This is a genomic window from Micromonospora rosaria (assembly GCF_001567585.1).
In the GTDB taxonomy this organism is placed as follows: Bacteria; Actinomycetota; Actinomycetes; order Mycobacteriales; family Micromonosporaceae; genus Micromonospora; species Micromonospora rosaria.
Genome location: NZ_LRQV01000211.1, coordinates 1 through 7542, shown reverse-complemented (window position 1 = coordinate 7542; position 7542 = coordinate 1). Strand labels below are relative to the sequence as shown.

Sequence of the window (7542 nt, the reverse complement as noted above, 5' to 3'; positions counted from 1 at the left end):
CCGACCGGGGCGTCGTCGTCCAGCCGCAGGGTGAGCGAGATCCGCTTACGGGCCACGTCCACGTCGAGCACCTTCACCCGGACCACGTCGCCGGACTTCACCACGTCGCGCGGGTCCTTGACGAAGGTGTGCGACATGGCGGAGACGTGCACGAGGCCGTCCTGGTGCACCCCCACGTCGACGAAGGCGCCGAACGCGGCGACGTTGGTGACCACCCCCTCCAGCAGCATGCCCGGGGTCAGGTCGCCGATCTTCTCGACGCCCTCCACGAAGGTGGCGGTGCGGAACTCCGGCCGGGGGTCGCGCCCCGGCTTCTCCAGCTCGGCCAGGATGTCGGTGACGGTGGGCAGGCCGAACGTGTCGTCGACGAAGTCGGTGGCCCGCAGCCCGCGCAGGATCGCCGACCTGCCGATCAGGGACCGTAGGTCCTGCCCGGTGCTGCTGAGGATGCGGCGCACCACCGGGTACGCCTCCGGGTGCACGCTGGAGGAGTCCAGCGGGTCGTCGCCGCCCGGGATACGCAGGAAGCCGGCGCACTGCTCGAACGCCTTCGGCCCGAGCCGGGGCACCTTGCGCAGGTCGGCGCGGGTGCGGAACGGGCCGTTGGCGTCCCGGTGCAGGACGATGTTCTCGGCCAGCCCGGCGCCGATGCCGGAGACCCGGGTCAGCAGCGGCGCGGAGGCGGTGTTGACGTCGACGCCGACCGCGTTCACGCAGTCCTCCACGACGGCGTCCAGCGAGCGGGAGAGCTTCACCTCGGAGAGGTCGTGCTGGTACTGCCCGACCCCGATCGACCGGGGGTCGATCTTGACCAGCTCGGCCAGCGGGTCCTGGAGGCGGCGGGCGATGGAGACCGCCCCGCGCAACGAGACGTCCAGGCCGGGCAGCTCCTGCGAGGCGTACGCGGAGGCGGAGTAGACCGACGCGCCGGCCTCGGAGACCACCACCTTGGTCAGCGGCAGCTCCGGGTGCCGCTTGATCAGGTCACCGGCGAGCTTGTCGGTCTCCCGGCTGGCGGTGCCGTTGCCGATCGCGATCAGCTCCACGCCGTGCGTCGCGGCCAGCCGGGCCAGGGTGTCGATCGAGGCGTCCCACTGCCGGCGCGGCTCGTGCGGGTAGATCGTGTCGGTGGCGACCACCTTGCCGGTGGCGTCCACCACCGCCACCTTGACGCCGGTGCGCAGCCCCGGGTCCAGGCCCATGGTGGCCCGGGTCCCGGCGGGCGCGGCGAGCAGCAGGTCCCGCAGGTTGGTGGCGAAGACCCGGACCGCCTCCTCCTCGGCCGCCTGCCACAGCCGCATCCGCAGGTCCGCGCCGAGGTGGATGAGGATGCGGGTACGCCAGGCCCAGCGCACCGTGTCGGCGAGCCACCGGTCGGCGGGGCGCCCCTGGTCGCTGACGCCGAACCGGCCCGCCACCGCCGCCTCGTACCGGCTGGGGCCGGCCGCCACGGCGTCCGTGTCGCCCTCCGGCTCCGGGTCCATGGTCAGGTCGAGCACGCCCTCCTTCTCGCCCCGGAACATGGCCAGGATCCGGTGCGAGGGCAACTTCGGGTACGGCTCGGCGAAGTCGAAGTAGTCGGCGAACTTCGCCCCGGCGGTCTCCTGCCCGTCGCGTACCCGGGCCACCAGCCGGCCCCGCGACCACATCTGCTCGCGCAGCGTGCCGATCAGGTCGGCGTCCTCGGCGAACCGCTCGATCAGGATCGCGCGGGCCCCCTCCAGCGCGGCGGCCGGGTCGGCCACGCCCCGGTCGCCGTCGACGTACCCGACGGCGAGCGCCTTCGGCTCCTGCGTCGGGTCGGCCAGCAGCGCGTCGGCCAGCGGCTCCAGCCCGGCCTCGCGGGCGATCTGCGCCCGGGTCCGCCGCTTGGGCTTGTACGGCAGGTAGATGTCCTCCAGCCGGGACTTCGAGTCGGCCGCCATGATCTGCGCTTCCAGGGCCTCGTCCAGCTTGCCCTGGCCCCGGATCGACTCCAGCACCGCCGCCCGCCGCTCGTCCAGCTCGCGCAGGTAGCGCAGCCGCTCCTCCAGGGTGCGCAACTGGGCGTCGTCGAGCAGGCCGGTGGCCTCCTTGCGGTAGCGCGCGATGAAGGGCACGGTGGCGCCGCCGTCGAGCAGCTCCACGGCCGCCCGCACCTGGCGCTCGGCGACGCCGAGCTCCTCGGCGATCCGCTGATGAACAGACTGGGTCACGATGATGATCCGCCTTCTCGGGTGGGTTCCGCCCTGCATTGTGCCGGCCCCCGCCGACACCACCACCCTGACCCGCCGCCCCGCGCGTCCCCGCCCGGCCGGCGACGCCACCCCGGCGGCCGGAGCTGTCCCGGACGACCCGCCACTGGCGCTCTGACCAGCCCGGACGGCCCGGACAGTGTCCCGGACGGCGGCACTCCTTGTGGCCCGTCCCACCGGATGGGCAGGGTGGGGGAGCGCGCTCCGCGATCGTGGTGACCGGCTCCGCGCGGTGTGTCCCGGCGCCTGGTACCCGGGTGACGCCGCGCGCCCGCCACCGGCGGGCGGTCGCGTTCCTTCCGTGCCGGGTGCACCCCGGGCACCGGTCCCCGCCACGCGGCGCGGCAGTCCACTGTACCGACCTTCGGGGGAGCGACGATGCCACCAGCGCCACGCGTCACACCACACCGGCCGGGCAGCGCGGACGGGCCCGGTCGATGTCCGGGCGTCCGCGGGTACCGGCGACTGGGCGATGATGCCGACCTGGCCGTCCCCACCGACGCCGTGACCCTCGTCGTCGAGTTCGGCCCGGCCGACGCGGGGTACCGGCCGGTGACCGGTCAGTCCCTGCCGTGCACCGTCTACGGCCTGCACACCCGACCCCGGCAGCGGTCGCGCGGCACCGGGCCGTACGCGATGGAGGTCGCCCTCGAACCGTGGGCGGCGTTCACCCTCTTCGGCGTACCGATGCACGAGCTGACCGGCGTCGGCACCGATCTGCGGGACCTGCCCGGGGTGCCGCTGGGTGACCTCACCGCCGCCGTCGTCGCGCCGTCCGGCTGGCACCAGCGCGTCCACGTGCTCGACCAGGCGCTCACCGCCCGGCTGGCCCGGGGGCGCCGGTGCGCGCCGTACGTGCGCCGCGCCTGGCACCTGCTCAGGCGCAGCGGCGGCACCGTACCGGTCTCCGGCCTGGCCGCCGCGACCAACTGCAGCGAGCGGAGTCTGGAGCGGGGCTTCCGCGAGCAGATCGGGCTGCCACCGAAGACGGTGGGGCGGGTCGTCCGGTTCCAGCGGGCGCTCCGCCTGCTCGTGTCCGGCCGCCCGGCGGCGGAGGTCGCCGCCGCCTGCGGCTACTACGACCAGGCGCATCTCACCCGCGAGTTCTCCGCCCTGACCGACCGCAGTGTCTCCCGGTACCTCCTGGAACGGGGCGCCGATCCGGGGTTCGTCCCGCCCCGCCCGCGCTGACGGCGGCGGTCGGGGCCACGCCGGTGGTCGGATTTCTCCAAGACGGTCGATCCCGCCGGACCGCAGAATTGTCACTATAACCGGCACCTGGGCGATAAGCCCTCTTTCACCATGGAGGTGGACATGTACCGACAGATCGAGGCGTTGGGCGGCAGGCTCCTCGGCCTCTTCGTCCCCCGGGTCGAGGCGGCTGCGGCGACGTCGGCGGCCTGCAAGTCCTGGCCCGCCTGCTGGCAGTGCAACAGGGCGTACGGCGGCAACTGCTCCTACAACGCCCCGTGCTCGACCTGCAACAACGGCGGCTCCTACAGCTGCTTCTGCTGATCGTGCGGGCCGGGCCGGCGGCTCCCGCCGGCCCGGCCCCACCCGGAACCGCAGCCCGGCCCGGCCGACCGCCCCCACCCGTCGCACCGTTCGAGGAGGATCCCGATGCAGTACCTGGTGATCGTGATCCGGTGCCTGCTCGGCACGGTCTTCCTGGTCGCCTCGCTGAGCAAGGTCACCGGTCGGGGGGCGTTCGCCGCCTTCACCGCGTCGATCCGCGACCTGCGGCTGGTGCCCGCCCGCGCCGCCCGGCCCGTCGCCCGCGCCGTGGTCGCGGTCGAGTTCGCCATCTGGGTCCTGCTCGCCGTCCCGGCACCGGTGACCGGCATGGCCGGACTCCTGGCGGCGATGTCCCTGCTCCTGGTCTTCGGCGTGGGCATCCTGGCCGCGCGGCGGCGCGGCGCGCGGACCGGCTGCCGCTGCTTCGGCGGTTCCACCGGCACCCTCGGGCTCCCCCACGTGGTCCGCAACGTCGTCCTCGCCGCCCTCGCGGCGGTCGCCGTGCCGGCCACGATGCGGCCGACACCGACGAACGTCGGCGCGGCCGTGCTGGCCGCCGTCGCCGGCCTGGTCCTCGGGGGACTGGTGGCGGCCGGCGACGACCTCGCCGAACTGCTCCACCCCACGTTCCCGGCCCCGGCACGACACCGCGGGCCGCCATCACACAGAACGGAGACGGACAATGCCGGTACTGGTCGCGGCCCTGGTGCTCGTCGGGCTGATCGCCACCGTGAACCTGGTGCTCACCCTGGGCGTCGTCAAGCGGCTCCGCGAGCACGGTGAGCTGCTCACCACCCTCGGCGGCGGGCCGGCCTCCCTGCTCGCCGGCGAGGAGGTCGGCGAGTTCGCCACCGTCACGGTCGACGACCGACCGCTCGACCGGACCTCGTTGAACGGCGAGACGATCGTCGGTTTCTTCTCACCGACCTGCCAGCCGTGCCAGGAGAAGCTGCCGAAGTTCATCGACTACGCGCGGACCCGGGCCGGCGGCGCCCGGCAGGCGCTGGCGGTGGTGGTGGGCGACGCCGAGCAGGGGGCGGACTTCGTGAGCCGGCTCTCGCCCGTCGCCCGGGTGGTGCTGGAGACCTCGGACGGGCCGATGAGCAGCGCGTTCCGGACGAGGGCGTTCCCCACCGTGCTGATGGTGGCGCCCGACGACGAGGGGCGGCTCGTCGTCACCGACGACCGCGTCGCCCTGGACCAGCCGTCCGCGCTGGTATGACCGAGCGGACGCCGGCCGGATCGGCCAGGGCCGTACGGGGCATCCGGCCCGCCTGGTCGCTGGTGGCCCGGACCGCCCCCGGGACCCTCCTGGCGTACGTGCTGTTGACGCTGGCCGGCGGGGTGCTGCCGGTACTGGCCGCCTGGCTGACCAAGCTGATCCTCGACGGGCTGGTCCGCGCCGCCGGGGCGGAGGCGCTCGCCGGGCTCGCGCTCGGGCTCGCCGGAGCCGGCGTGCTCACGGCCGTCACCCCCCACCTGGCCACCTACCTGCACGCGGAACTGGACCGCGCGGTCGGGCTGGTGGCGCAGGACCGGCTCTTCGCGGCGGTGGACGGCTTCACCGGGTTGGCACGCTTCGAGGACCCCCGGTTCCTCGACCGGCTCCGGCTCGCCCAGCAGGCCGCCGGGACGACTCCCGGCCAGGTCGTCGACGGTGTGCTCGGCGGGGCCCGGAGCGTGCTCACCGTCGCGGGGTTCCTCGGCTCCCTGTTCGTCCTCAGCCCGCCGCTGACCCTCGTCGTGCTGGCCGCCGGCGTACCGGTCCTGGTCGCCGAGGTCGCGCTGGCCCGTCGGCGGGCCCGGGTCTTCTGGACCGTGGGCCGCATCGAACGGCGGGAGTTCTTCTACGGCGACCTGCTGTCGAGCGTCGAGGCGGCCAAGGAGATCCGGCTGTTCGGCACGGGTACCCACCTGCGGGGGCGGCTGCTCGCCGAGCGGCGTGCCGCCAACGCCGCCAAGCGGGCCGTGGACCGGCGCGAGAGCTGGACCCAGTCCGGGCTGGGCCTGCTGGCCGGGGTGGTCGCCGGCGGTGGCCTGCTGTGGGCGGTGACCGCCGCGGTCGACGGGAGGTTGTCCGTCGGCGACCTGACCATCCTCGTCGCCGGGGTGGCCGGCGTGCAGGCCGCGCTCACCGCGCTGGCGGGCGAGGTGGCCCGCGCGCACCAGGCGCTGCTGATGTTCGACCACTACACGGCGGTGACCGGGGCCGGCGACGACCTGGTCACCGCCGCGCCGCCACGCCCCCTGCCACCGCTTCGCCACGGCATCGAACTGCGCAACGTGTGGTTCCGCTACTCCGAGCAGCATCCGTGGGTGCTGCGGGGTGTCGACCTGTGGATCCCGTGCGGTCGGGCGCTGGCGCTGGTCGGGCTCAACGGTGCCGGCAAGTCCACCCTGGTCAAGCTGCTGTGCCGCTTCTACGACCCGACGCGCGGCGCGATCCTGTGGGACGGCGTGGACCTGCGCGACGTCGAGGTGACCCGGCTGCGGCAGCGCATCGGCGCGGTGTTCCAGGACTACATGCGGTACGACCTGACCGCGGCGGAGAACATCGGCCTCGGGGAGTTGGACCTGCGCGGGCAGCACGACCGGTTACGGACCGCCGCCGAACGCGCCGGCGTCCACGACGAGATCGCCGCGCTGCCGCAGGGGTACGACACGCTGTTGTCCCGGATCTTCTTCTCCGAGGAGGACCGGGCGGACCAGGCGACCGGGACCGTCCTCTCCGGCGGCCAGTGGCAGCGCCTCGCCCTGGCCCGGGCGTTCCTGCGGGACCAGCGGGACCTGATGATCCTGGACGAGCCGTCGTCCGGGCTCGACGCCGAGGCCGAACACGAGATCCACACCTCGCTGCGACGGCACCGGGACCGGCAGACCAGCCTGCTCATCTCGCACCGGCTCAGCGCGGTGCGGGACGCCGACCTGATCGTCGTGCTCCGCGACGGGCGGGTGGTCGAGCAGGCGGACCACGTCACGCTGATGGCCCGGGGCGGGGAGTACGCCCGGCTGTTCTCCCTCCAGGCTGCCGGCTACCAGGCGACGAGGGTGGGACCGGCGGCGGGGGAGGCGCAGGCATGACCAGCGCGCCACCCCACGACCGTCGGCCCGGCCCGCCCGGGGTGGTCGCCGTCCGCCTCGGGCGACGCCGCCGACGCCGCGCCCGCCTGGCGCGGGTGGCGCCCGGACTCGTCGCCGGCGGGCTCGGTGCCGTCGGTACCTTCTGGGCGACCGGGGCGCCCTGGCCGGCGGCGGTGGTCGGCCTGCTCGGCGTGGTGCTGACCCGGTCCGGCTCCGCCGTACTGCGTCGGCGTCTCGTCCTGGTGACGGTACGCGGCGGGAGCATGCTTCCCGCGTACCGCGACGGCGACCGGGTGCTGGTGCGCCGGGGCGGGACCCCGGCGGTGGGGCAGGTGGTCGTGGTGGAACGTCCGATCCACGGCTGGCATCTGCCACCGCTGGACGCGGGGGCCCCGGCGGCGCGGATCGCCAACCGGATCTGGATGATCAAGAGGGTGGCCGCGGTGGAGGGTGACCCGATCCCGGACGGTCTGGCGGCGCTGCTGCCCGACGGCGTCCCCTGGACGCACGTCCCCCCGGGCCGGTTGGTGCTGCTCGGGGACAACCGTGCGGCCAGCATGGACTCCCGGCACCTCGGCCTCTTCCCGGTGCGCCGGGTCCTCGGGGCGGTGCTGCCGGGCCGGCCCCGGCCGCCGGGTACCCCCGGGCCGGCCCCGGCCCGGGGGTAGCGCCGCACCCGGCAGGGCGCGGTAGCGCCGCACCCGGCAGGGCG

At 74.7% G+C, this 7542-nt stretch carries 7 protein-coding genes; 6 read left to right on the top strand and 1 reads right to left on the bottom strand.

Features of this window, described 5'->3' with window-relative positions:
- A partial coding sequence (locus AWW66_RS30475) for a Tex family protein (RefSeq protein ID WP_083979215.1) occupies positions 1–2234 on the bottom strand: 2234 nt, incomplete at its 3' end.
- 504 nt (positions 2235–2738) lie between these two features.
- Here AWW66_RS30475 and AWW66_RS30470 point away from each other — a divergent pair.
- From AWW66_RS30470 to AWW66_RS30445, 6 genes are all read left to right on the top strand, one after another.
- Positions 2739–3425: a helix-turn-helix domain-containing protein gene (locus AWW66_RS30470; protein WP_067373774.1), complete on the top strand. Its 687-nt coding sequence runs from the start codon at positions 2739–2741 to the stop codon at positions 3423–3425.
- 123 nt (positions 3426–3548) lie between these two features.
- Positions 3549–3749 (top strand): hypothetical protein, encoded by a 201-nt coding sequence (locus AWW66_RS30465; RefSeq protein ID WP_157528184.1) that lies wholly within the window; start codon positions 3549–3551, stop codon positions 3747–3749.
- 105 nt (positions 3750–3854) lie between these two features.
- Positions 3855–4532, top strand: coding sequence for a MauE/DoxX family redox-associated membrane protein (locus AWW66_RS30460; protein WP_067373768.1), 678 nt, complete (start codon positions 3855–3857; stop codon positions 4530–4532).
- The gene (locus tag AWW66_RS30455) at positions 4432–4971 is read left to right on the top strand and encodes a TlpA family protein disulfide reductase (protein WP_067373765.1); all 540 of its coding nucleotides are present in this window, start codon (positions 4432–4434) and stop codon (positions 4969–4971) included. Before AWW66_RS30460 ends, AWW66_RS30455 begins: the two co-directional genes overlap by 101 nt.
- Positions 4968–6830 (top strand): ABC transporter ATP-binding protein, encoded by a 1863-nt coding sequence (locus AWW66_RS30450; RefSeq protein WP_067373761.1) that lies wholly within the window; start codon positions 4968–4970, stop codon positions 6828–6830. Before AWW66_RS30455 ends, AWW66_RS30450 begins: the two co-directional genes overlap by 4 nt.
- Entirely contained in the window at positions 6827–7498 is a 672-nt protein-coding gene (locus tag AWW66_RS30445) for a S26 family signal peptidase (protein ID WP_083979212.1), read from the top strand. The genes AWW66_RS30450 and AWW66_RS30445 overlap by 4 nt, the downstream gene beginning before the upstream one ends.
- The last annotated feature ends 44 nt before the right edge of the window (positions 7499–7542 follow it).